General features: G+C 67.1%; 19 protein-coding genes and 4 pseudogenes. 7 read left to right on the top strand and 16 right to left on the bottom strand.

The features are described 5' to 3' along the window. Positions 1–13: 13 nt before the first annotated feature. A pseudogene (locus tag XAXN_RS17395) lies at positions 14–641 on the bottom strand (glycosyltransferase family 25 protein). 176 nt (positions 642–817) lie between these two features. Here XAXN_RS17395 and XAXN_RS17390 point away from each other — a divergent pair. The 3 genes from XAXN_RS17390 to XAXN_RS17380 all read left to right on the top strand — a co-directional run bounded on the left by XAXN_RS17390 (position 818) and on the right by XAXN_RS17380 (position 3,967). Next, positions 818–1,624: a uroporphyrinogen-III synthase gene (locus XAXN_RS17390; RefSeq protein WP_134980489.1), complete on the top strand. Its 807-nt coding sequence runs from the start codon at positions 818–820 to the stop codon at positions 1,622–1,624. A gap of 103 nt (positions 1,625–1,727) precedes the next feature. Beyond that, positions 1,728–2,705, top strand: coding sequence for a uroporphyrinogen-III C-methyltransferase (locus XAXN_RS17385; protein ID WP_054320478.1), 978 nt, complete (start codon positions 1,728–1,730; stop codon positions 2,703–2,705). Continuing rightward, on the top strand, positions 2,702–3,967 hold the full coding sequence (locus tag XAXN_RS17380; RefSeq protein WP_054320477.1) for a heme biosynthesis protein HemY: 1,266 nt from the start codon (positions 2,702–2,704) through the stop codon (positions 3,965–3,967). The genes XAXN_RS17385 and XAXN_RS17380 overlap by 4 nt, the downstream gene beginning before the upstream one ends. A gap of 221 nt (positions 3,968–4,188) precedes the next feature. Here XAXN_RS17380 and XAXN_RS17375 read toward each other — a convergent pair whose 3' ends face one another. Further along, positions 4,189–5,484, bottom strand: coding sequence for an acetyl-CoA C-acetyltransferase (locus XAXN_RS17375; protein ID WP_054320476.1), 1,296 nt, complete (start codon positions 5,482–5,484; stop codon positions 4,189–4,191). Positions 5,485–5,572: 88 nt separating this feature from the next. Here XAXN_RS17375 and XAXN_RS17370 point away from each other — a divergent pair, with 88 nt between their 5' ends. Both XAXN_RS17370 and XAXN_RS17365 read left to right on the top strand, forming a co-directional pair. Beyond that, positions 5,573–6,457 carry a hypothetical protein gene (locus XAXN_RS17370; RefSeq protein WP_054320475.1) on the top strand — a complete coding sequence of 295 codons (885 nt, stop codon included), beginning with the start codon at positions 5,573–5,575 and terminating at the stop codon, positions 6,455–6,457. After that, a pseudogene (locus tag XAXN_RS17365) lies at positions 6,454–6,862 on the top strand (VOC family protein). Before XAXN_RS17370 ends, XAXN_RS17365 begins: the two are co-directional and overlap by 4 nt. 536 nt (positions 6,863–7,398) lie before the next feature. Here the strand turns inward: XAXN_RS17365 and XAXN_RS17360 are convergent. From XAXN_RS17360 to glnA, 7 genes are all read right to left on the bottom strand, one after another. Further along, positions 7,399–8,046: a superoxide dismutase family protein gene (locus tag XAXN_RS17360; RefSeq protein ID WP_054320474.1), complete on the bottom strand. Its 648-nt coding sequence runs from the start codon at positions 8,044–8,046 to the stop codon at positions 7,399–7,401. 48 nt (positions 8,047–8,094) lie between these two features. Further along, a complete protein-coding gene (locus XAXN_RS17355; protein WP_054320473.1) occupies positions 8,095–8,697 on the bottom strand; it encodes a superoxide dismutase family protein in 603 nt (200 codons plus the stop codon). A gap of 387 nt (positions 8,698–9,084) precedes the next feature. After that, on the bottom strand, positions 9,085–10,512 hold the full coding sequence (ntrC, locus tag XAXN_RS17350; protein ID WP_054320472.1) for a nitrogen regulation protein NR(I): 1,428 nt from the start codon (positions 10,510–10,512) through the stop codon (positions 9,085–9,087). Then, the gene (locus XAXN_RS17345; protein ID WP_054320471.1) at positions 10,505–11,560 is read right to left on the bottom strand and encodes a two-component system sensor histidine kinase NtrB; all 1,056 of its coding nucleotides are present in this window, start codon (positions 11,558–11,560) and stop codon (positions 10,505–10,507) included. Before XAXN_RS17345 ends, ntrC begins: the two co-directional genes overlap by 8 nt. Before the next feature lie 264 nt (positions 11,561–11,824). Beyond that, positions 11,825–13,267 (bottom strand): ammonium transporter, encoded by a 1,443-nt coding sequence (locus XAXN_RS17340; protein WP_054320470.1) that lies wholly within the window; start codon positions 13,265–13,267, stop codon positions 11,825–11,827. Between the two features lie 22 nt (positions 13,268–13,289). After that, positions 13,290–13,628, bottom strand: coding sequence for a P-II family nitrogen regulator (locus tag XAXN_RS17335; protein ID WP_002808480.1), 339 nt, complete (start codon positions 13,626–13,628; stop codon positions 13,290–13,292). A gap of 274 nt (positions 13,629–13,902) precedes the next feature. Further along, positions 13,903–15,312 (bottom strand): type I glutamate--ammonia ligase, encoded by a 1,410-nt coding sequence (glnA, locus tag XAXN_RS17330; protein WP_054320469.1) that lies wholly within the window; start codon positions 15,310–15,312, stop codon positions 13,903–13,905. 221 nt (positions 15,313–15,533) lie between these two features. On the opposite strand from glnA, the gene XAXN_RS17325 reads away from it, so the two are divergent. Then, entirely contained in the window at positions 15,534–16,331 is a 798-nt protein-coding gene (locus XAXN_RS17325; RefSeq protein ID WP_054320468.1) for an undecaprenyl-diphosphate phosphatase, read from the top strand. Between the two features lie 256 nt (positions 16,332–16,587). Continuing rightward, the gene (locus tag XAXN_RS17320; RefSeq protein WP_054320467.1) at positions 16,588–17,403 is read left to right on the top strand and encodes an META domain-containing protein; all 816 of its coding nucleotides are present in this window, start codon (positions 16,588–16,590) and stop codon (positions 17,401–17,403) included. Between the two features lie 53 nt (positions 17,404–17,456). Here the strand turns inward: XAXN_RS17320 and XAXN_RS17315 are convergent, their stop codons facing one another. The 7 genes and pseudogenes from XAXN_RS17315 to XAXN_RS17285 all read right to left on the bottom strand — a co-directional run bounded on the left by XAXN_RS17315 (position 17,457) and on the right by XAXN_RS17285 (position 24,226). Then, positions 17,457–18,467 (bottom strand): zinc-dependent alcohol dehydrogenase family protein, encoded by a 1,011-nt coding sequence (locus XAXN_RS17315; RefSeq protein ID WP_054320466.1) that lies wholly within the window; start codon positions 18,465–18,467, stop codon positions 17,457–17,459. 81 nt (positions 18,468–18,548) lie between these two features. Continuing rightward, positions 18,549–19,160: a YbhB/YbcL family Raf kinase inhibitor-like protein gene (locus XAXN_RS17310; protein ID WP_054320465.1), complete on the bottom strand. Its 612-nt coding sequence runs from the start codon at positions 19,158–19,160 to the stop codon at positions 18,549–18,551. A 191-nt stretch (positions 19,161–19,351) separates the two neighbouring features. Continuing rightward, positions 19,352–21,414: pseudogene (locus XAXN_RS17305) on the bottom strand (tetratricopeptide repeat protein). A 127-nt stretch (positions 21,415–21,541) separates the two neighbouring features. Next, positions 21,542–21,805, bottom strand: a complete 264-nt coding sequence (locus tag XAXN_RS17300) for a hypothetical protein (protein WP_054320464.1) — start codon at positions 21,803–21,805, stop codon at positions 21,542–21,544. Between the two features lie 20 nt (positions 21,806–21,825). Beyond that, positions 21,826–22,816 (bottom strand): annotated as a pseudogene (locus XAXN_RS17295) (YheT family hydrolase). Between the two features lie 59 nt (positions 22,817–22,875). After that, complete coding sequence (locus XAXN_RS17290; protein WP_054320463.1) at positions 22,876–23,679, bottom strand: lysophospholipid acyltransferase family protein; 804 nt, start codon at positions 23,677–23,679, stop codon at positions 22,876–22,878. A gap of 118 nt (positions 23,680–23,797) precedes the next feature. Then, complete coding sequence (locus XAXN_RS17285; RefSeq protein WP_054320462.1) at positions 23,798–24,226, bottom strand: hotdog fold thioesterase; 429 nt, start codon at positions 24,224–24,226, stop codon at positions 23,798–23,800. Positions 24,227–24,251: the final 25 nt, after the last annotated feature.

The raw sequence follows: 24,251 nt of genomic DNA, 5'->3' as shown, positions 1-24,251 counted from the left end.
TCAAAGCATGGGATCAAACACAAGGCGCGAAGACCACCTTGCGATAACCCTGCGCCACCCGCAACAACGCGGTGGCCTTGGCTTTCCAGTGCGTACTGCGCTGCTTCTGCGCGTGCGTCAGCGGCGCATCGATCGTGCTGGTAAACACGATGTTCTCCGCGGCTGCATGGAAGAATTTGTCCTGGATACACGCAGCCGGCGAGAGCTGATCGGTGGACAGCTGGTGCGCCACTGGCGACTCGTTCCACCCGAACAAAAAAATATCGGCCATGGTGTGCCAGCGCGCCTGTGCAGCCGGTGCTGCCCAGCAATGCCGGCAGCGCATCGGACAGATGCATGTCGTCTTCGAAAATCGCCGTGTAGGCGTCGTCGGAATCGGCCGCAATGCGCCACGCTGCCTGGTGACTGAGAAAACAGCCGATGTTGGACGCTGTCCACTTGCGCGGGCCGGTGCTGAAGGCATCGCCCGACCCTTCCAATGGGCGCTCGCGTACGAAGTCGGCGATCTGCTCGTCCGTCAACGTGGCGCCAGCGACGGCAGCAATGCGCTCGAACGGCAGGCCCAGCGCATCGAAGCGCGCCGACATGGCCTGCAGCCGGTCGCCGCTGCGCTGCATATTGATAATGTAGGACTTGATCACGTCGCCGCTCCAGCACGGTTGTCGGCCAGGATCGTGACCGGATTCCCAGCCGGTGCAAGAGGTTCTGGATTGAGTGGAAGGGCGCCAGTCAGGATGCCAACATCATCGCTCCGGCTGCCGGCACTTCGCCAACGATTCGCACTGACACCCCTGGATGCGGCGACAGTGCGCCGCAGGTGGCAGCGCTCTCGCATAATCACGCCATGACCGCCCTTGCCCATCCCGATGCTGCCTGGACGCTGATCTCGCTGCGGCCCAGCGGTGAACATGCGCCGCTACAGCGGGCAGTTGCGCGGCATGGCGGACGGGTACTTGCGCTGTCGCCGTGGCGCTTGCAGACCAACGACACCCCACAGGCGCGGGACGCGCTGCGGCAGGCGCTGGCAGCGCCAATTGCGATTTTCACCAGCCCGGCGGCGGTGCAGGCCGCGCATCGTCTGGCGCCACTGCAGCGCCCGGCGCAGGCGCACTGGGTCAGCGTGGGCGATGGTACCGCGCGCGCACTGCACGCCTGCGGCATCGACACCGTCGTGCGGCCGACGCGCATGGACAGCGAAGGCCTGCTTGCGCTGCCGCTGCTGCGGGCGCCGCTACAGGCCGTCGGGTTGATCACCGCCCCCGGCGGACGCGGCATGCTGGCGCCAACGCTGCAGCAGCGCGGTGCGCGCATCGTGCGTGCCGATGTCTATCAACGCGTCCCGCTGCGCTTGCGCGCGTCGGCCATCCAGGCGTTGTCGCTTGCGCTGCCGCGCAGCGTGCTGGCGCTCAGTAGCGCCGAAGCGCTGACACTGGTTCTGCACCAGCTGCCTGCCGACCTGGTCGCTGCGTGGCAACAACGTCCGGTGGTGGCATCCAGCGCGCGCATGCTCGATGCGGCACATGCAGCCGGCTTCGTGCACGCTCTGCGCGCCGACGGCCCGTTGCCGCTGCAGCTCGCCGCTGCTGCTGAGGCGGCGATCATGACACCACCGCGACCTTGCTGAACTGCGAACTCAAGCACAGCTTGCCGCCATCCGGCGCTGCACGCCATGCTGTGTGGGATGACTGCGGCGCCTGCGCCGGTCGTGACTGCCCGAGGATGTCCGAATGACCGAAATGCCCGCTCCTGCGCGACGCTTTCCCTTGGCGTGGCTGCTGCTTGTGGTGGCCGTAGCGGCTGTCGGTGTGGCACTGTTGCTGGGCTGGCGCGCGTGGCAGAGCTATCAGGCAACCCAGCTGCAGGCCGCGCAAGCGCAGCAGCAACGCTGGGACGGCACTCAGCAAATGCTGGAAACGCTGCGCCGCGATCAGCGCCTGGCCAACGAGCGCCTGCAGGATGCGGCCGCCACCAACCGCGTGCTGCGCGACGAGATGCTGGGCCTGAGCCAGCGCAGCGCGCTGCTCGAAGACACCGTGCAAAAGCTGGCCGACCCCAACCGTCATGGCGCGCAGGCGCTGCGCCTGGATGAAGTGGAGCTGCTGTTGCGGCTCGGCCAGCAGCGCTTGAGCATCGCCGGCGATGCCGAAGGAGCGCGGCGCGCCTATGCGCTGGCCAACGACGCGCTCAACGGCATCGATGACCCCGGTTACCTCAATCTGCGTCAGGCCTTGGTGCAGGAACGCGATGCGCTGGAGCGTCTCGGGGCCGGCCCGCAGGCGGAGGCCGGCAAGAATCTGGACACCTTGGCGGCCGAGTTGCAGCGCCTGCCGGAACAGACCGTACAGGCCAGCGCCGCGGCGCAACCGTGGTGGCAAAAGGTCCTGGCGCCGCTGGTGGACATCCGCCCCAGCCGCGGCGATGCCTTGCTGACCGGCGGCGACCGGCATGCTGCACGCGATGCGGTGCAGATCGAAATCAGCTTGGCCCGCGCGGCGGCCGAACGTGGCGATGCCGCCGGTTTCGCGCAATCGCTGCGCCGCGTGGATACCTGGACCACCCGGCTCTGGCCGGATTCGCCGCAACGTCGTCAGCTGCGTGCACGCTTGCGCAGCCTGCAACAAGCGCCACTGCGTCCGCGCCTGCCGGAGCTGGGCACCACCCTGCTGCAACTGCAGGCCATGCGTGAAGGGAGATCCACCCAATGAAAGTGTTGCGTACTGTCTTGATTCTGCTGGTTGCCGTGGCGCTGGGCGTGCTTGGCGCACAGTGGTTGTCGCACCAGAACAGCTACGACCTGGGCAACGTCGTTGTCAGCGTGGGCGGTAACGACTATCACGCCGCCATGCCACAGGCGCTGCTGATCCTGCTGATCGCATTGCTGGTGCTATGGCAGCTATGGACGTTGATCAGCCTGCCGTTCTGCGTGTGGGGCAAGTACCGCCGCAACAAGGGCCGTGCGTGTTTGATCGAGGGTCTGCGCGCTGCCGATCATGGCCAATGGCAGCGCGCCGAGCGGCTGCTGGTCAGTGCCAGCGAAGACGACGAGGTGAGCGGCATTGCCCTGGCCAGCGCGGTGCGCGTGGCCGATGCGCGCGGCGACGAGGCGGCGGCCACCGCACTTGCAAAGCAACTGGCCGAGCGCGACCCGGCAGGATATGCGCTGTTGCAGGGCGAGCGGCACTTGGCGCGCCAGCGCCCGGTCGACGCGATCAATGCACTGGATAGCGCCAACGCGCAGCCGTTGCCGGCACGCGGCCTGCTGTTGCGCACCCACGCCCTGGCGCAGATCGGCCGCGCCGACGAAGCCTATGGCCAGCTCGGTGCCCTGCGTCAGCAGGCGGTCTTGGCGCCCGATGCCTACAGCACGCTGGAAGCGACGCTGGCCGAGCAGACCCTGTTGCAGGCCAGCGACGCCAATGCACTGGCCGAACGCTGGGAAGCATTGCCCAAAGCACTACGCACCACTCCAGCAGTGGTGGGCGCCTATGCGCAGCGCGCAGCCGTGCTGCATTGGGACGATGCCGCCGTGCACAGCCTGGAGCAGGCGCTGGACGCGCAATGGGACGAATCGCTGGTGCGCCTGTACGGGGTGCTGCCGCTGGAAAAATACGATTCGCGCCGTGCCAACGCGCAACGCTGGCTCACCCAAGCTCCCGACAGCCCAGGTCTGTTGCTGACACTGGCGCGGCTTGCGCGTCATCAACAGCAGTGGTCGCAGGCCGAGGAATTCCTGCATCGCGCCATCGCAGCCGGCGCCGGCAGCGAGGCCTGGGAAGAGCTCGGACACGGGTTTGCCGCCTCCGGCGACCTGCTGTCGGCACAGCATTGCTACGCCAATGCGCTGCGCGCTGCGCGCGGCGAGCCGGTGATCGAGGGCATGCCGCAACAGTCGCTTCGCGCGCCGGTCGTGACCACGTACGACCCCGCGCCCATCGATCCGCACGCAGCGGACGATCGCATCCTGTAGTCAAGACAGCGGCGGTATGCGATGTGCGTACCGCCGCGTTGCACTCCCAACGACGAGGCGAATGCGCGCCAAGCGGGCATCTAATTCATCGAAGAAGTTGACGTTGCGCTGTTGCCACGCAGCGATGGAATTCAGGATGGAGGATCCGCAACGGCAGGATCCCACTGCCGCTTCTGCAAATCCCCAATCCCGAATGCCCAATCCCGTACCGCGCAGCGACATCAGCGCTCGACGATGGCCACCACGCCCATGCCGCCGGCGGTGCAGATCGAAATCAATGCACGACCGCCGCCGCGTTCTTCCAGCTGTTTGGCAGCGGTGGCCACCACACGTGCGCCAGTGGCGGCGAACGGATGGCCGGTGGCCAGCGACGAGCCCAGCGGGTTGATCTTGTCCGGATCGATGCGGCCCAGCGGCGCATCCAGCCCAAGGCGATTGCGGCAGTAGTCCTCGCTCTCCCAGGCGCGCAACGTGCACAGCACCTGCGCGGCGAAGGCTTCATGGATTTCGTAGATATCGAAGTCCTGCAAGGTCAGGCCCTGGCGCGCCAGCATCTGCGGCACTGCGGTGGTGGGCGCCATCAGCAGGCCTTCGCCATGCACGAAATCCACTGCCGCCACCTGTGCATCGCGCAGGTAGGCCATCGGCGTGTGGCCATGCGCCAGCGCCCAGGCTTCGCTGGAGAGCAGCACCGCGGCGGCGCCATCGGTGAGCGGGGTGGAATTGGCAGCGGTCAACGTGCCGCGGCCGGAGGTCTTGTCGAAGGCCGGGCGCAAGGTCGCAAGTTTTCCCAACGAGGTGTCGGCGCGCAGGATGTTGTCGCGCGAGACGCCGCGGAACGGCGCGATCAGCGCGTCGAAGAAACCACGCTCATAGGCAGCGGCCAGCTTGTGGTGCGAGGCCACTGCCCATTCGTCCTGCGAATCGCGCGAGATGTTCCATTCCTTGGCCATGTCCTCGCAGTGGTCGCCCATGCTCTTGCCGGTGCGCGGCTCGGCCACGCCGGGAAATTCGGGCTTGAGTTCGGCCAGCTTGAAACCGCGCAGCAGCGCCCTGAGCTTGTCGCCGGTAGCCTTGGCGCGATTGGCGGCCAGCAGCCGTGCGCGCAACTTCTTGCCGTACACGATCGGCACTTCGGAGGTGGTGTCCGAGCCGCCGCCGATGCCCGAGTCGATCTGCCCCAGCGCGATCTTGTTGGCGATGGTGATCACCGAATCCAGGCTGGTGCCGCAGGCGCGTTGCAGGGTGATACCCGGCGTCAGCGGCGACAGACCAGACGACAGCGCCGCCTCGCGCGCCAGGTTCCAGTCCGCGGAGTGCTTGATCACCGCGCCCATCGCCACTTCGCCCAATTGCTGCCCATGCAACCCGAAGCGCTCGACCAACGCGCCCAACGTGCGCACCGACATGCCCAGGTTGCCCACATCCGCGTACGCGGTGTTCTGACGACAGAACGGGATACGAACGCCGCCCAGAATGGCGACGGGACGGGCTGCGGGCATCTGTTGACCTGGCATGGAGGACTCGGGGACATGGCCTGCACAGGGCCGGCAGGCATAATGTCCGCAGTGTAGCTTCGACCCCGTGATGGGCCAACCGCGAATCATGAGCAAGACCGAACAAAGCGTCACCGCCATGGGTGTGCTGGCGCTGGAATTGACCGGCGGAAGTACCCCCGAGCGCGGCGCACTGGCGCCGGCCCAGGCCGGCATGCTGGCCGAACGCATCGGCCGCGACCTGGCGCAGTGGATCCCGGAAGTCCGCGATCTGGAATTGAGCGTGGCGTTGGCGCATTTCGATCCGGCCGAGGTGCTGCGTCCTGGCTGGCCGCTGCATCGGCGCCTGGAAGAGCTGCAGGCGGGTGCGCCCGGACGCGACCAGGGCCCGCGGGTGCTGGCCTTCGGTGCCGATGCGCAAGGCGACATTCCGCTGCCGTTCCAGGCCGACGCGCAACTGGTCGGCGGTGGGTTGCGCGTGCTGCCGTTCCTGCTGTCCGGCGACCCGCAGACGGTTGCCAGCGTGGCCGACGCCATGGAGGAAGTGCTGTTGGCCCAGGGAATGGCGCAGGCCGACACCGCGTTGCTGGCGCAGGAAAGCTTCGGCGCCCGCATCGAGCATGCGCGGTATCTCACCGCCAACGATCTGGCGGCGATGATGTCGATGCAGTACGACAATCAGGGCCTGGCGCCGCTGTGGCCGCTGATCGAAGCCGCACTGCTGGCACCGCACACCGAAGAGTGGCTGGAGCAGCCCCCCGAACCGGTGTTGCGCTACATCGATGGCGAAGTGCGCATCGCCCTGTTCGACCCCGCAGGCTGGTGCGATTACTACGCGCACGATCGCGAAAACTGCGAACGTCTGCGTGGGGTCTATGAGCATTATCTGGCCCGCCAGCGACAGATGGCTGCCGTGCTGGAAGCGCATGGGCTGCCGGTGCTGTACGTGCATGTCGAGCGGGGCCAGGATCCGCGTCAGGCGCTGGCGGCGTGAGCCAGACGCCGGCGCCCACGCCCGCTGCGCTGCAGGGCGTGCAGGAAACCGGCGTGTATGTTGCGGAGCTGGAGCGCGCATGCGCCTTCTACGCCCGCGTGCTGGGGTTGCAACCGATGCATCGCGCCTGGCCAGGTCCTGCTGCTGTTCCGGCAAGGCAGCACCTCGGCGACGGTCTCGCTGCCGGGCGGCACGATTCCGCCGCATGACGGCAACGGACGCCAGCATTTCGCACAGGGCATCGCAAGCGATGCCCTGCCCGGCTGGGAAAATCACTTGCATGCCTGCGGGGTCGCCATTGAAGGCCGCACGCAATGGCCGGGCGGCGGGCAAAGCAGTTACTTCCGCGATACCGATGCGCATTTGCTGGAACTGGCGACACCAGGGTTGTGGGCGAATTTTTGAGTGATCGCGCCGGGTGAACCGCATTTGCAGCGATCGATCGATGACTGACGTCGTCGGCGCAATTGGTGGGCTGGATGCCACCGGTTCAAGCTGCTTGGACGGCGTGCACTGCCTCCTGGCGAACGGTTCGGGTGTTCGCCTGGCTCTGGCTTGTAATCGTCCTTGATGACGCACAACTGCGTCTGGGTACGCACACTGACCGCTTGCAAGCGTGTCGAGTGATCGGCGGGGCAGTTGAAGACAGCGTTCGTGGCGATCGCTCAATCGTCGCTGCGCTCGATGCGCACAAGTTGCGCTCCCTGCATCGGCAAGCTGCTTCATCCAGGCGCATGCATCCACATGCACCCCATATCGTGATCGGACCGGAGCTTCGACACTGCACCACGCGCTTGTGAAAACGTCGCGACGATATCGTCGCGACGTTGGTAGGTCTGCTCCAGCGCTGCCTGCCTATCCACCGGCACATCGGCCGACATCGCCCGCAGCGTCGTCGTTATTCAACCGTTGCCGTGCATCGACAACGGTCGCGGAGCACTTTACTTGGTCGCCGCCTGGGCGTTATCGGTGATGATCACGCCGCAGGCAAGGCGGCCACCCGCGTTGCCGGTGGGCTGGGTTTTGTAGTCGTCTGGGTCGGCATGCACGATCACCGCGTGGCCGGCGATATCGAACTGGTCGGCCTTGCCGAGATTGACGTTGCTGGAGACCGGGCCGTCGATGCTGGCATTGCCCTGCGCGTCGGCGGTGATGTTGGGCATGTCGCCACCGTGATGCGGGTCGGCGCTGATATTGCCGTGGTCGGACTGGGACGGGTTGAAGTGACCGCCTGCGCTGCTGCCGTCCGGTGCGCTGCAATCGCCCTTTTCGTGGATGTGGAAGCCGTGCTCGGTATTGGGCTTGAGGCCGCTGAATTGGCCGGTGACACGTAGCGCGCCGTCGACGGTCTTGAATGTCACCGTGCCTTTGACGTCATTGCCCTTGGTCGGCTTGAGCTCGGCGGTTGCGGTGGTGGTGGCCGCCGCTTCGGTGACCATGGAGGCGGCGTGTTCGCCACCATGCGCCGCTTCGGCCGGGGTATTGGCCTGCGGTGCGGGTGCCGGCTCGGCCGGCGCCGGCTCGTCGCGCTTGCACGCGGTCAGCACCAGGGCGGTGGCCAGAAACAAGGTGGTCGGAACAATGCGCATGGAGGACTCCTGGAGAAAGGCCGCAACTGCAGCCGTTGACGCCCCGACTCAGGGCTGCGAAGGCGGCGTGCCCCATTGGGTGACGCGAATGACGCCACAGGCCAGGCGCGCGCCGGCATTGCCGCTGGGCTGGCTGCGATAGTCGTCGGCGTCTGCGTGCACGATCAGCGACCTGCCGACCACATCGGTCGCAGCGCCGTCGCCCAGGCTGATGCCGGACAGAATCATGTCCAGATGCACCACGCCTTCGGCATCGGCACGCAGGTTGTCCATGTCGCCCAGATGGTGCGGACCGCTACCGGCACGCCCGTGCGGCGCACCGCTCGGGTTGAAATGCGCGCCAGCGCTGCTGGCATCGGCCGCGCTGCAATCGCCGCGTTCGTGCACATGGAACCCGGACACACCGCCCGGACGCAAGCCGCCGATGGTGCCGGTGAGGCGGATGCCCTGCAGCGCAGGCACCAGCACCACCCGACCACTCACCAGGCTGCCCGAGGCAGATGCCAGCGCAGCCTCGGCTTGCTGCACCGGGCGCGCAGGCACCACCCGTGCCGATGGCGGCGGGGGCGCCTTGGGCGGCGGCGGCGTGCTGCTGCAGGCGGCCAGCGCCAACGCGGTGAGGGCAACGATCGTGGGCGACCGGTAACGCATCGAACTGTTCTCCTGATCAGGTTGGGAACCTATGCGGGTGCATGTTCACGTGTCATGAAATGCAGTTGGGGCAGCCCACGAGTTTACGGGGTAGGTGTCGGCGACCGGGAGATGCGCAAAAGCGCCCTCATCGCCCCTCTCCCGCAGCCGGGAGAGGGGCGCGACTGCGAAGATCTAGCCCGCCCTGCCCGCCGGCCTTGCTTTCTCCCGCGTGCGGGGAAGGTGCCCGAAGGGCGGATGGAAGGCGTCGTGCGCCGCTAGATCATCGAGACAGTGGCGCAAGCGAGCAAAAAACGAAGAGCTCATGCGCGCGTAGTCCGGCTTTTCGCAGGCGCCCTCTGCCTCTCCCGCAGGCGGGAGAGGGGCTCACCTCCGCGTGCGGGCGAATCAGCGGCGCTTGCGGCCCGGCCCCAGCTTGCGAGTAACGGTGTTGCGGCCCAGTCCCAGGCGGGCGGCGGCTTCGGCGCGGCGGCCCTGGGTGAGTTGCAGGGCCGCTTCGAGCAAGGTCCTGTCCAGGCGCTCGCGCGCTTCGGCATGCAGGCCCTGGGCACCTTCGCTCAGGCGTTGCGCGGCCCAGCTGGAGAGCATGTCGTCCCACTGCCCGTCGTTGCTGCCGCTGCGGTGACGACGGCCGCCGCGCGCCAGTGCAGCGTCCACGTCGACCACGTCGATGATGTCCGACGTCGCCAGCGCTGCCAGGCGCCAGCACACGTTTTCCAGTTCGCGCACATTGCCGGGCCAGTCGTACTGGCGCAGGTGTTCTAGCGCGGCCGACGACAGCCGCTTGGGCAGCATGTCGAGCTTGCGCCCGGCCATGGCCAGGAAATTTTCGGCCAGGTGCGCGATGTCGCCGCGCCGTTCGCGCAGCGGCGGCAATTGCAGGCGCACCACATCCAGGCGGTGCAGCAGATCGGCGCGGAAGCGGCCTTGTTCGACCAGCGCTTCCAGGTCCTGGTGGGTGGCGGCGATCACGCGCACATCGACGCGGATCAATTCGCGCCCACCGACGCGGAAGAATTCGTTCTCTGCCAACACGCGCAGCAGGCGGGTCTGCAGCGGCAAGGGCATGTCGCCGATTTCGTCCAGAAACAGCGTGCCGCCATCGGCCTGTTCGAAGCGGCCGATATGCCGTTTGGTCGCACCGGTGAAGGCCCCGGTTTCGTGGCCGAACAACTCGCTTTCCAGCAATTCGGCCGGGATGGCGGCGGTGTTGAGCGCGACAAAGGGTTTGCGCGCACGCGGGGATTCGTTGTGCAGCGCGCGCGCCACCAACTCCTTGCCGGTACCGGTTTCGCCGTTGATCAGCACCGACAGCGGCGCCTGCGCCAAGCGCCCGATCGCGCGGAACAAGGCCTGCATCGCGGGCGTGTCGCCGATCAACGAGGCCGAGCCTTCGGCCAGCCGCGTGGCGACGATTTCTTCGACGCCGGCATCGGCGTCCGGCAGCGCGCGCGCAGCCAGTGCCACCGCCTCGTCCAGGTCGAACGGCTTGGACAGGAACTCGTGCGCGCCGCCGCGGAAGGCGCCGGCGGTGCTGGCAACGTCGGTGTAGGCCGACATCACGATCACCGGCAATTGCGGGTGCTTGGATTTGAGTTTGTCGAGCAGGGTCAGGCCGTCTTCGCCGGGCATGCGCACGTCGGTGAACAGCAGATCCGGCGTGGGCCGCATGGCGAGCGCCTGCAGCGCGGCAGCGGCGCTGTCGAAGCCGTCCACGGCGTAGCCGGCATCGCGCAAGGCGGTGGACAGCACGAAACGCACCGACCGGTCGTCGTCGACCACCCAGATGTGGGATACGGCGGCGGCCTCAGCCATGCAGATGCTCCTTGTCGTGATCGCCGGCCAGCTCGGGCAGCAGCAGGGTGAAAACGGTATGGCCCGGACGCGAGCGGTACGTCAGCGTGCCGTGGTGCTCACGCGCGACCTGCTGGGCGAGCGCCAGGCCCAGCCCGCTGCCTTCGGCACGGCCGCTGACCAATGGCAGAAACAGGTGCTCGGCCAGTTCTTCCGGCACGCCGCCGCCGTCGTCGATGATTTCCAGCCGCAGCGACATCGCATGCACGCGGTCGCGGATGCGCTGGCCATGCTCCACGCGGGTGCGCAGCGTCACGCGCGTGGCGCCGGCCTGGAAGGCGTTGCGCACCAGGTTCCAGACCGCCTGGGTCAGGCGGTCGCCGTCGCCCAGAATGTCCGGAATGCTGGGGTCGTAGTCGCGCTGCACCTGCACCGACCAGCCACCCTCGGCTTCGGCCAGGCGCAACACCCGTTCGAGCACCACATGAATGTTGAGGCGGTCGTGCGGGCGTGCCGGGGTGGGCGAGAGTAGCCGTTCGAGCAGGGTATTGAGGCGCTCGATCTCGGTGCCGATCAGCTCGATCAGTTCGCGTTCGTCTTCATCGCGCCCGGCCGCGCGGCGCGCCAGCAGCTGCGCGGCGCCCTTGAGCCCGGCCAACGGGTTACGCAGCTCGTGCGCCAACCCTTTGAGCGCAGCGCTCAAGGCGTTGGGCAGGGCGTGGGTGGGATCGAGCGCGGGGAATTCGTCGACCGGGTGGGTTTCCAGCAGCCAGCCGCCATCGTCCAGCCGCGACAGCCAGCCTTCGGCAAACCGCGGTGCGTCGTTGGGCAGGCCCAGCGCCAGCCGGTGCAGGCGCAAGACGTCGCGCTCGTCGTTGAGCAGTAAGCGCGCCAGCGCGTCGCCCTGCACTTCCAGCGCGGCCAGAGGTTGTTCGACTAACCGCCGTGCGCTGACCCCAAGCCAGCGTGCAAACGCCGGGTTGACGCCCAGCACGCGCCCCTCTCGGTCGGCCCAGGCGACCGGTGTGCCCAGGCTGTCCAGCGATGGCATGGAAGAGGACGTCACCATTGCACCAATTTAGTGCAAACCGCATCGCCATGCATCGATGTCGCGCAACGCGAAGCGTGTGGGGAAATCATGTTGGCCGGACGGCGGCGGGTCGCATCGATCCAGCGTGCATCCGCGCCGGCAGTCACGGGCGTGGGGCTGGTCATGCAGGCACCTCGGCAGTTGTTCCGCGCCCAACGGGTGACGGGGGAAAACGGACCCGGCTGGGCAATCCCGGCCGGGTCGTGGCGCCACCCGCGGAAGCGCGGCCGCGGGTGTGCATGCTCAGGACTCGTACGCGGCTTCGCCGTGCGAGGTGATGTCCAGGCCCTCGCGCTCGGCTTCTTCGCTGACGCGCAGGCCGAACACCAGCTTGGCGACCAGGAAGCCCACCACCGACACCACGCCGATCCAGCCGACCGTGATTCCGACGCCCAGCGCCTGGATGCCGACCTGGTGGACGATGTCGTAGTCCCCCCCCTTCTGGCCGCCCAGCGAGGCCGCCGAGAACACGCCGGTGAGGATGGCGCCGATGATGCCGCCCAGGCCATGCACGCCGAACACGTCCAGGCTGTCGTCGGCGCCGAGCAGGCGCTTCAGACCGGTAACGCCCCACACGCACAGCACACCGGCGGCAAGCCCGATGACGATCGCACCGAACGGGCCCACCGTGCCGCAGGCCGGGGTGATACCGACCAGGCCGGCCACCATGCCCGAGGCCACACCCAAGGCGGACGACTTGCCCTTGATGATCTTCTCGGTCAGCGACCAGCCCAGGATGGCGGCGGCGGTAGCCAGCAAGGTGTTGAGGAAGGCCAGCGCCGCGCCGGCATTGGCTTCCAGGTTGGAACCGGCGTTGAAGCCGAACCAGCCCACCCACAGCAGCGAGGCGCCGACGAAGGTCAGGGTCACGTTATGCGGCTTGATCGCCTCGCGCCCCAACCCGGCGCGCTTGCCGACGAAGTAGGCGCCGACCAGGCCGGCAACGCCGGCATTGATATGCACCACCGTGCCACCGGCGAAATCCAGCGCGCCCAGTCCGAACAGATACCCGCCGGTGGCCCAGACCATGTGCGCCAGCGGCAGGTAGCCGAAGGTGAACCAGATCACCGAGAACAACAGCACCGCGCCGAACTTGGCGCGTTCGGCGAAGGCGCCGACGATCAGCGCGCCGGTGATGCCGGCGAAGGTCGCCTGGAACGCCACGAACACGTATTCCGGCAGGCTCACGCCCTTGGTGAAGGTGGCCGCCAGACTTTCGATGGTGACGCCCTTGAGCAATGCCTTGTCCAGATTGCCGATCCACGCGCCTTCGCCGGAGAACGCCAAGCTGTAGCCGTACAGCACCCACAGGATGGTCAGCAGCGAAAACACCATCGCCACCTGGATCAGCACCGACAGCACGTTCTTGGCGCGCACCATGCCGCCGTAGAACAGCGCCAGGCCCGGCACCACCATCAGCAGCACCAGCAAGGTGGAGGTCAGCATCCAGGCGACATCGCCCTTCTCCACCACCGGTGCGGCTTCGGCAGCGGCGGCCGGCGGCGCGGCGGGCGGCGCGGACGGCAGCGGTTCGGTGGTGACCGGCTCGGTCAGCAGCGGCGTGACCTGCGGAGTGGACTGCGCATGCGCGCTGCCCATGCCGCCCACCATCAACGCGCTGAACAGCATCAGCATGCATACGCTGTAGAACCGGGTTTTCCACCCGGCAAAAAGAGCTGTCTTCATACGAACTCCGGGGCTGGTGGGGTCAGAGCGCATCGGCGCCGATCTCGCCGGTGCGGATGCGCACCACCTGCTCGATCGCGGTCACGAAGATCTTGCCGTCGCCGATCTTGCCGGTGCCGGCGGCGTTCTGGATCGCTTCGACCACCGCGTCCAGACGGTCGTCGGTGACCACCGTTTCGATCTTGATCTTGGGCAAGAAGTCGACGACGTACTCGGCGCCGCGGTACAGCTCGGTGTGGCCTTTCTGGCGCCCGAAGCCCTTGACCTCGGTCACGGTGATGCCCGACACGCCTGCTGCAGACAAGGCCTCGCGGACCTCGTCGAGCTTGAACGGCCGGATGATGGCGGTGATCAATTTCATGCGCATACCCCGAATGGTGGAAAGAACCGGCCGGCATTGCGCCGCCCGGCGGTGTCAGTCACCTGGATGCCTCCCCCGGCATCCGATCGTTCGCGATTGCGCGGACCCCAGCAGATGCCATGCAGCCGCCTCGTGGGAGAGGTCAGGCCCGCGCGCCGCGAACGATGTGCTATCTCGTTACCCCTGCGATCCACGGCCGGGGCCCTGGATCGATCGAACATGTGCGGCGATGGCCGAGGTGGGAGGGGGGCCTCCGCCATCACCGCGGTGGAACTCAGTTGCCGTAGTACAGCTGGTACTCCAATGGGTGGGTCGCAGCACGGAACTTGGTGACTTCCTGCATCTTCAGCGCGATATAGCCGTCGATGAAGTCGTCGCTCATCACGCCGCCGGCCTTGAGGAACTCGCGGTCCTGGTCCAGCGCTTCGAGGGCCTGGTCCAGGCTGGAGCACACCTGCGGAATCAGCTTCTCTTCTTCCGGCGGCAGGTCGTACAGGTCCTTGTCGCTCGGGGCGCCCGGGTCGATCTGGTTCTTGATGCCGTCCAGGCCGGCCATCATCAGCGCGGTGAAGGTCAGGTAGCCGGACTGCAACGGATCGGGGAAGCGCATTTCGATGCGGCGCGCCTTCGGGTTGGTGACCCAGGGAATGCGGCACGAGGCCGAACGGTTACGCGCCGAATAGGCCAGCATCACCGGCGCCTCGAAGCCCGGAACAAGACGCTTGTAGCTGTTGGTGCCGGAGTTGGCGAAGGCGTTGATCGCGCGGGCATGCTTGAAGATGCCGCCGATGTACCACAGCGCCAGCTGCGACAGGCCGCCGTAGCCGTCGCCGGTGAACAGGTTGACGCCGCCCTTGGCCAGCGACTGGTGCACGTGCATGCCCGAGCCGTTGTCGCCCACGATGGGCTTGGGCATGAAGGTGGCGGTCTTGCCGTTGCGGTAGGCGACGTTCTTGATGATGTACTTCATCGTCAGCAGTTCGTCGGCCTTCTGCACCAGCGAGCTGAACTTGGTGCCGATCTCGCACTGGCCGGCGGTGGCCACTTCGTGGTGGTGCACTTCGGTTTCGATGCCGACCTGTTCCAGCGTCTTGATCATTTCCGCGCGCAGGTCGTGCAGGCTGTCGGTCGGCGGAACCGGGAAGTAGCCGCCCTTCACGCCCGGGCGGTAGCCGCTGTTGCCGCCGTCGTACTTTTCGCCGGTATTCCAGGCCGCCTCTTCCGAACCCACCTGGAAGAAGGTGTGGCCCATGTCGTTGGCAAAGCGCACCGAATCGAAGATGAAGAATTCCGGCTCCGGGCCGAAGAACGCCTGGTCGGCGGTGCCGGAGGATTTCAGATAGGCCTCGGCGCGCTTGGCAATGCCGCGCGGGTCGCGCTCATAGCTCTGCATGGTGGCCGGGTCGAGGATGTCGCAGGTCAGCACGATGGTCGGATCGGCGAAGAACGGATCCAGGTACGCGGTGCCCGCGTCCGGCAGCAACACCATATCCGACTCGTTGATGCCCTTCCAGCCCGCGATCGAACTGCCGTCGAACATCTTGCCTTCTTCAAACAGCGCCGGCTCGATGATATTGACCGGAAAGGTGATGTGCTGCTGTACACCACGCATATCGACGAAGCGCAGGTCGACGAACTCGACCTTGTTGTCCTTGATCAGCTTTTCAACATTTTCCACGGACATCGGAAGAAACCTCAGGTCAGGAGTTAAGTGGCTCGTGGGCAGTATTACAGCAGGGACCGTGCCAAGCCATCGCGCTTCACAAGCCCCTGATTTTGCTGACATCGCTCGCGACCGCAACCCTTCACCGCACCATCTAAGTGCGAAACACAAAACAGAATGCACCGATGTGGTGCATGCCGCAATGCACTATCCTGGCGCCTCCCTCACCCCTGCCCAGTCCGATGTCCGATCTGATTTCCGCCCTGTTGTTGGGCATTCTCGAAGGCCTCACCGAATTTCTGCCGATCTCCAGCACCGGCCACCTGCTGATCGCCGAACAATGGCTCGGACGCCGTTCTGACTTCTTCAACATCGTCATCCAGGCCGGCGCGATCCTGGCCATCTGCCTGGCGCTGCGGCAGCGCCTGTGGGGCCTGGCCACCGGCCTGGGCGAGCGCGCCAACCGCGACTATGTGCTCAAGGTCGGCGTGGCCTTCCTGGTCACCGCGGTGGTCGGGCTGCTCGTGCGTAAGGCCGGCTGGCAATTGCCCGAAACGCTCCAACCGGTCGCCTGGGCGCTGCTGATCGGCGGGGTGTGGATGCTGGTGGCCGAACACTTTGCCGGCAAACTGCCCGAGCGCGATGTGGTGACCTGGAAGGTGGCCATCGCAGTGGGCCTGGCGCAGGTCGTGGCCGGCGTTTTTCCCGGTACGTCGCGCTCGGCCTCGACAATCTTCATCGCCATGCTGCTGGGCCTGAGCAAGCGCTCGGCAGCGGCGGATTTCGTGTTCATGGTAGGCATTCCGACCATGTTTGCGGCCAGCGGTTACGCGCTGCTGGAGATGTACAAGGAAGGCGGTTTCGGCACCGAAAACTGGACCGATGTGGCGGTGGCCTTCGTGGCGGCGACCATCACCGGCTTTGTGGTGGTGAAGTGGTTGCTGGGCTACATCAAGAAGCACCGATTCACGGTGTTCGCGGTGTACCGCATGCTGCTGGGCGCCGCCCTGCTGCTGTGGCTGCCGGCGGCTGCAGGCTGACCCGCGACCGCACCTACCTGGCCTGCAGGTCGCGATGGCTGCGACATGCAGGCCAGGGCGGCCAAGAGGTTGTGGACGGCACGCTCGGCACTGCAGCGTGCGGGCGGCACCAGCCGATTCCGGGCAACGTCCCCGCCCGCCTGGCAGTGAGCGCGGTCGTTGGTTGGCGCTCTAGGGCATCCACGTCGTGACGCCGGTCATTGCCCCGCGCGCACGCTGGCGGTATCACTGACGCATCGATCACCGGGAGCTGCGCATGCGTGCCGTGTTCTTCGCCCCTGCACTGCTGGCGGCGGGCGTGACGGCCTGCGGGTCGGGGGCATCGCCGGACCCACCCGGCTCCAGCCACGGGGCTGCGCGGGCGCCGGTCACCGCTCCCCCTGACACGGACAATGTCCCGTTGCGCACCGCCCTGCGTGCGCAGCACTGGCAGTTGCAGCAGGCCAGCGATGCGCATGGCACGGCCTTGCGCAGCCTGTTCGTCGACGGCATGCCGCCAGTACAACTGGACTTCAACGATCAGCGCATCCAGGTCAGCCAGACCTGCAACGCGCTGGGCGCCAACTACAGCGTGGCCCAGGCGCACGTGCAGATTGGCCGGGTGGTCTCGAGCAAACGGATGTGCGCCGATGCACGCCGGACGGCGCAGGAGCGCGCGGCCAGCGACCTGTTGTCCGGGCGCTTCGCGGTGGTCATGGACAACGCGGCGGCCGCGCCCCGCCTGACCCTGACCCGCAGCGACGGCACCCGGCTGCTCTTCGGCGGCACGCCCACCGCGGACACCCGGTATGGCGGGCCGGGGCAGACGCTGTTGATCGAAGTGGCCGCAGATACCGTGCCCTGCGTCTTGGACCCTGCGCGCCGCTGCCTGCAATTGCGCGAGCACGACCCGGGCGCGTCCGCCACCACACAGGCCGCAACGTCATGGCAGCCCTACGATGGCACGATCGAGGGTTTCGACCATGAAGACGGCATCCGCACGCTGCTGCGCGTGACCCGCTACCCAGCCGGCAGCGATCCTGGCGCCAGATCGGTGTACGTGCTCGACCAGATGATCGAAGCCGGCGGCTAGTGCGGCCGCAGGATCGGGCCGCACCGGCCTCACACGCTCTGCCGCTGCCCGCGTCAGAACCGGATGAGGACCTTGCCCACGTGTTGCGCCTTGGCGAAATAGTCGAAGGCCTGGGGCGCTTCATCGAACCGGAACGTCTTGCTGTGCAGGGTTTTGATGCGGTGCTGCTCGATCGCCCGCAGCAGGTCCACGAACATCGCCCGGCTGCCGTTGGCGATCCCGCGAATGGTCACGTTCTTGCGGATCAACGCCACGTAATCGGGGATCGGCGAAGACGCGCCGGGGGTAACGCCGATCACCACGATGGTCGCGTTTGCGGCCGCCGCCTTGATCGACTGCCCCAGGGTGTCCTGCCCGCCGGTCTCGATGATGACGTCTGCGCCACCTCCGGACAGCTGCATTACCGCTTCAGCCCAATCGGGGTGGGTGCGATAGTTGACGGTGATGTCGGCGCCCAGACGGCGTGCGAGCTCGAGCTTGTCGTCGCTGGACGAGGTAATGGCGACACGGGCCCCCTGGAGCTTGGCCAGTTGGAGTGCGGCCATCGAGACGCCACCGGTTCCCAGACACAGCACCAGATCGCCGGCCTTGATCCTGGCCACTTCCACCAAGGCATGCCAGGCGGTCACCGCGGCCGATGCCAGTGCAGCGACATCCTCGTCCTCCAGCGACGCAGGCACCTTGATCAGGGCACTGGCAGGCAGCGACACCTTTTCGGCCAGCCAGCCGTCGTGGGTCACACCCAGATCGTGGGCGAACATCTCGGCACCGAACCTGCCGTCCAGCCAGGTGGGAAAGTGCCCGCTAACGACACGGTCGCCCGGCGCAACCTGGCTGACGCCTGCACCGACGAAGGTCACGATGCCCACACCCTCGGCCACCGGAACGCGCGTGGGCGCAAGCTTGCCGCCGTAGGTGCCTTTCAGGATCTGCAGGTCGCGGTTGATCAGGCCCACCAGTCGCGGAGCCACGATGACCTCACCCGGTCCTGCGACCGGCTCAGGCATCTCGGTCGCGACCAGACTCTCAAGACCGGTTTGACTGCCAATCTGGAATGCTTTCAAGGGGGATGACCTGTGCTGTGACGCCGGCCGAACGTGGCTGGCGTCAAGGAAATGGGCGACCGACGACGCCGTCGCGATCACTCAGCGCAGCGACGGGTTCAAGGTATAGGTACCGTGCAACGCTGCTTCGGCCAGCACATGGCCCTGGATCGCCGACAGCACATCGGCGGCGGTGAAGCTGTCGGGCAGGCTGAGTTTGGCCACGTCCAGCGCGAACACGCGGAAGAAATACCGGTGCACGCGCAGGTCGTTGAACGGCGGGTACGGGCCGTCGTAGCCGCGGTAGTCGCCGGCCATGTCGGCATTTCCGGCGAACCACTGGGTGTAGGAATTCAGGCCCTGACGGGCACCGGCCGGGCCGGCAGGCTGCTGCTTGCCCTTGATCACGAAGCCGTCGCTGCAGCTGCCCGCCGCAATCTCATGCACATCGGCGGGGATATCGGCAATCGCCCAATGCACAAAATCGGTGCGCGGCTGCTCGACGGGAATCTGCACGTCGTCGCGGCCGACGGTCTCGGGCACGGTCGGCACGTCCGGGTCCAGGCACAGCAGCGCAAACGACTGCGTGCCGGCCGGCACCTCGCACCAGGCCAGGTGCGGATTGCGGTTGGGCGCAAAGCCCTCCGGCGTGCCGGCGGCAAATTCCACCGCGATGGGCTTGCCGTTTTCGATGCTGTTGCTGGTCAGACGCATGGCGGGTCTCCGAGGGAAGCGATACGGATCAGGGTGCCTTGCTCTGCGCCACAGCGGAAGACGTCGCCATGGAACCTTCTGATGCGCCCGGCCGGGTTTACCGCCGCGCTCGTACCGCGCCTGCATGCAATGCAACAGCGCGAAACTGCGGCCACGCCACCTGCCGTGGGCGCGACCGCGTTGATGGCGCCTCAATCCTGCGGGTAGCCGAAGCGCACCGCGATCAGGGTGAGCAGATCGAACTGCGCGCCGAGCACGCCGCGGTAATCGCGCCAGCGGCCGGAGGCCAACCGCGCCGGGCCGCGCGGTTCGACCAGCGGAAAGCTCAGTCCGAATGCCTGTTCCAGGGCCGCCGAAATTCCCTGCGGGTCGTTTTCGATCCCGTCCAGCCGGATGATGCGGTGGGGGTACAGGTCGCGCTCGTGCAGCGTGGCCAGCTGTTCCAGGGCGATCAGCAACCAGTCGGTGGCCTGCTGCGGCGATTGCAGTGCCAGCGGCGCCGACGCACCGGCCGAGAGCCAGTCCAGCAACATGTCGCGCGGGTCGCGCAGCGCAATCGCCAGCCGGCCCTCGGGCAGATGCGGGCGCAGCGCGGTCAGCAAGGTGTTGTCCCACCACAGCAGCCAGTCGATGACGTTGCCGTCGTCGATGCCGCGACGCGGCAGTTGCGCCTTCCAGCCTTCCACCAGCGCCGTCTGTGCCAATTCGCCGGAGGCCAACTGTTCGAGGGTGCGGTAGCTCTGCAGCGCATCCGATGGCGGCGTGGTGCCATAGCGGTCACCACGCACCAGTGGGGTGGCCGCGTCCATCACCGCGACCAGGCGTTCGACATGCGAGCCGGGCGTGCCCCACACGAACAGCGGGCGTGCGGTGACGCTGTCGGGAATGCTGCCCAGCGCAGGCCACTGCGTCGGCTGCCTGGCTGCCTGCGGCGGCAACGGCAGCCGATGCTGGGCCTGTTCGCGGTGGAACTGCATCCAGGTGCCCACCGCGGCGTCGGGCTGGCCGGCGCGGTCCTGCACATTGCCCAGCCACGGCCGCAGCACGGTCTGCTGCGGCGCAGGCAGCGATTCGATCAACGATTCGACGCAGGCGATCGCTGCCGGCGGGTCGCGTTGCAGCAAGGCTTCGACAATGCGCTGCTCGCCACTGATGCGGCCCGGCTCCACCGCCACGATCTGGCGCGCCACCATTTCCGCTTCGTCGGCCTGGCCCTGCATGTCGTGCACGCGCATCAACGCTTCCAGCGCCGGCAGGTGTTCGGGCATGGCCAGCAGCCAGCGCTCGATCACGGCCTGCGCCTGCGGCCCACCAACCGGCTCCACCGCCAGGCGCGCCAGCCACAGATCGTGCGCCGTGGCCGAAGTGGCCAGCGCCGCATCCAGGGTGTCGCGCGCATCGTCCACCGCTCCCAGGCGGTGAGCAGCGCGTGCAACGTGCGGCGGTCGGCCGGCCAGTGCGCCAGCGCCAGGCGCAGATGCGCGGCGGCCTGATCGGGACGACCGGCCTGCAGCTCCATCTCGCCGGCCAGCCGGCGCATGGCAGGCAGATCGCCGCCAGGTTGGTCGAGCACGCCCTGCATGGCCGCCAACGCATCGTCCAGACGGCCCTGGCGTTGGGCCAGTTGGGCGATGAAGGCGCACAGCGCGGTACCGCGCGGATTGAGCTCGATCACGCGCTCGAAGGCACGCTCGGCAAACGCAAAATGCTCCTTCTGCAGATACGCAAAGCCCAGCGAAAACAGCACGCGTGCATCGTCGGGCAGCTGCTCGGCGGCGCGGGTCAGCAACGCCAGCGCGCGGTCGCCGTGGCCCCGGCGCATTTCCACCACGCCATCGACCGCCAGCAATTGCGGATGTTCCGGCGCCAGGCGCGCGGCGGTGCGGCTGAGCCGCTCGGCCTCGTCCAGATCGCCGCGTGCCACCGCCAGATGCGCCTGCATCACGTAGGCATTGAACTGATTCGGATCCAGCGCGGTACTGCGCGAAAGCGCGGCATCGGCGGCGGACAAATCGCGCGTGGCCAGCAATGCGCCGGCGCGCAGCAGGTGCAGGTCGGCATCTTCGGGCGTCAGCGTCAGCGCGGTATCGATGCTGTCCAGCGCCAGCGCCGGCTGCCCTTGCTGCTGCAGCGCAAGCGCCAGCCAGCGATGGGCGGCGGCGTGATCGGGCGCGTTGGTGACCCACTCGCGGGCCAGCGCCACCGCATCGTCGGCCGCATTGCGGCGCAGGGCTTGAAGAATGGCGTCTTGCATGGCGGTGGCGGGTGCCGGACAAACCGCTATTGTAACGATGCGCGGTGGAGCGGCTCGCTGTGCGACGGACGCTGGCATTTATCGCGACGCGGCATCTTGGGCAAGGCGTGCGTCATCGCCCTTGAACTCACATCGACCGATCGCGCCGGTGAGGCGTTTGAACGCTTGCCAACTTTCGACGCAGCACGCGTGCGCCATAGGCCACACTGAGCGCCCCAAACACCAACTGGCCCAGGTGCCAGAGCGCAGCTTGCGTGCCGACGGAAACCGATCCCGTGCGTGAGCGGAACACGATCTCTCCGGTCAGCAGGTAGGTGTAGAGGCTAATCGCGCTGAAGTAGACCATCACGCAACCGACAACCACTGCTAAAACGGCGACGACTGCATCCATCTAAAGATGTCGTCTCAGCATCATTCGCGAACTGACGTCAGCCGCTCGGCCACCCAGCGTTCGGCAAAGCCGTCGCCGCGGGCGTTTTCCAGAAAGCCGCAATGTCCGCCCCAGCGCGCGATTTCCAGCTGTGCATGCGCAGGCAACTGCCAGGCGGCGAAATCGGCGAATGGAATCACCGGGTCGTCTTCGGCCATCAGGATGTCGACCGGCACCTGCAGGTTGGCCAGGCGTTGGCCGGCAATCGAGTAGCTATCGAAATATGCTTCCAGGGAGCCATGTCCGGTGTGTTTCACCGCCAGCCAGGCCATCAACCCGCGCATGTCCAGCGCCAGGGTGGCGTCGTCGTACCCGTGCTGCTCGGGGAACAGCTTGCGCTTGCGCAGCAACGATTCGCGCCATTTACGGCGGAAGTACCAGTCGTAGAACTGCGGGCCCTTTTCCAGTTGGGTCATGGCGGCGGCCGGGTCCAGCAACGGGCACACCGCCGCCACGCGCGCCAGTGGCAGGCCGGCGGCGGGCGCACGCAGCGCCAGCCGCAGCGCAAAATTTCCGCCCAGCGAATACCCCGCAGCCAGCAATTGCGGCGCAGGAAAACGCCGCCACAGATCGCCGGCGGCATTGACCACTTCTTCGATGCGGTCGGAGTGGAACAGGTCCACGTTGAGATGGTGGGTACCGCCGTGGTCGCGGAAGTTCAGCCGGAACACCTGGTAGCCCAGACCGAGCAGGCGCGCGGCGGTCAGGCGCATGTAATTGGAATCGGCGCTGCCTTCCCAGCCATGCAGCAACAGCACGGTGCCGCGTGGCGGCGCATCGCCGGGCGGGACGCTCATCCAGCCCTGCAGGCGCACACCGTCGCCGCCATCGAGGATATGTTCGCTGGTGACCGCGCCGCTGGCAGGCCAGCAACTGGCGGCTGCGGATGCGCCGCAAGGCACTGCTGGCCAGCACCGATTGCACGTGCGGGTTGCGCAGCCAGCGCGGTGGCAAGTAGTCGGAGGCGTTCATGCGCGTATCGCACCGGCGTTGCGGCTGGCCGCAGGGGAGAGGCAAGTGCGCATCCTCGGCTAGGACTCCATCGCTGCGACGATGCGCTGGCGCGAGGTCTCGGCCATGCGACGACGGCCTTCGATGTCCAGCGCGCGAATCGGCTCGAGAAAATGCACTTCGGCCAACCGCGACGGCTCGCCCAGCAGGCGCACGATATTGGCGAAGAAACTCTCGCGCTCACCGAAGGCCACCACCGCCTGCGCGCTGCCGCGCAAGCCGTAACGCAGCGCCACCGGCTGTACCGGCACGCCGGCTTCCACCGCTGCCTGGAAGATGCGCGCATGGAACGGGCCCACTTCGGTACCGCCACGGGCACGTGCTTCCGGAAAGACCCCCACCGGCTTGCCGCTCTGCAGGCGCAGCAGCATTTCCTGCAGCACCCCGCCCAGCGATTCGGTATTGCCGCGCTGGTGGAAGATGGTCTGGACCTTGGTTGCCAGCCAGCCCACCAGCGGCCAGCCGGCGATTTCGCGCTTGGCCACAAACCCCATCACCCGCTGGCTGTGCAGGATGGAGATATCCACCCAGCTGACGTGGTTGGCCACGAACAGGGTCGCGCCCGGTAGCGGCGTCCCGAAGCGGCGCAGCCGGAAGCCGAACACGCGCATCAGGGTGCCCTGCCACCAGCGGATCATCCACTCCTCCTGGGTGTCGTCATGCCCGATGCGGATCCGCGCCAGCGCCGGCACCACCACGCACAGCACGGCGACCGGCAGGCCGAGACACAGATGCAGCAACAGCAGTGGCACCCGGTAGAGGTACCGGAACCAACGCAACGCGCCGCCAGCGTCGCGCGTGGCGTCCAGGGATGACTCGCTCATTCGACGAACGGAACCGGTAACGGGGGGAAGGAGGCGCGACCATTGTGACAGCAGCGTGGCCGCCGCGCAGTGCCGGCAGCGGATGACGCTGTTCCATGCATGCCGCTGCCGGGCGAACTCAGCCATTGCTGCGCGCAATCACCGCCAGGGTCAGCCGCGACACACAGACGCGCTTGCCGGCCGGGTTTTCGATGGTGATGTCCCAGACATGCGTGCTGCGCCCCACATGTACCGCCCGCGCAGTGCCGGTCACCAGCCCCTGGGTGGCCGCGCGCAGGTGATTGGCATTGATCTCCAGGCCCACGCAGATCTGGGTCGACATATCCACGCACAGGTTGCCGGCGCTGCTGCCCAGGGTTTCGGCCAGCACCACCGAGGCGCCACCGTGCAGCAGACCGTAGGGCTGCCGGGTGCGCGCATCCACCGGCATGGTGGCGCGCAGCCAATCGTCACCGGCTTCGGTGAAAACGATGCCCAGATGCTCGATCAAGGTATCGCGGCTGGCGGCATTGAGGGCGGCTAGATCGACAGGTTCGCGGAAGGTCATGGCTGGGAATGGGGAATGGGGAATG

Source organism: Xanthomonas axonopodis, assembly GCF_001304695.1.
Lineage (GTDB): Bacteria > Pseudomonadota > Gammaproteobacteria > Xanthomonadales > Xanthomonadaceae > Xanthomonas > Xanthomonas axonopodis.
This window is presented reverse-complemented; position numbering and strand designations above follow the sequence as displayed.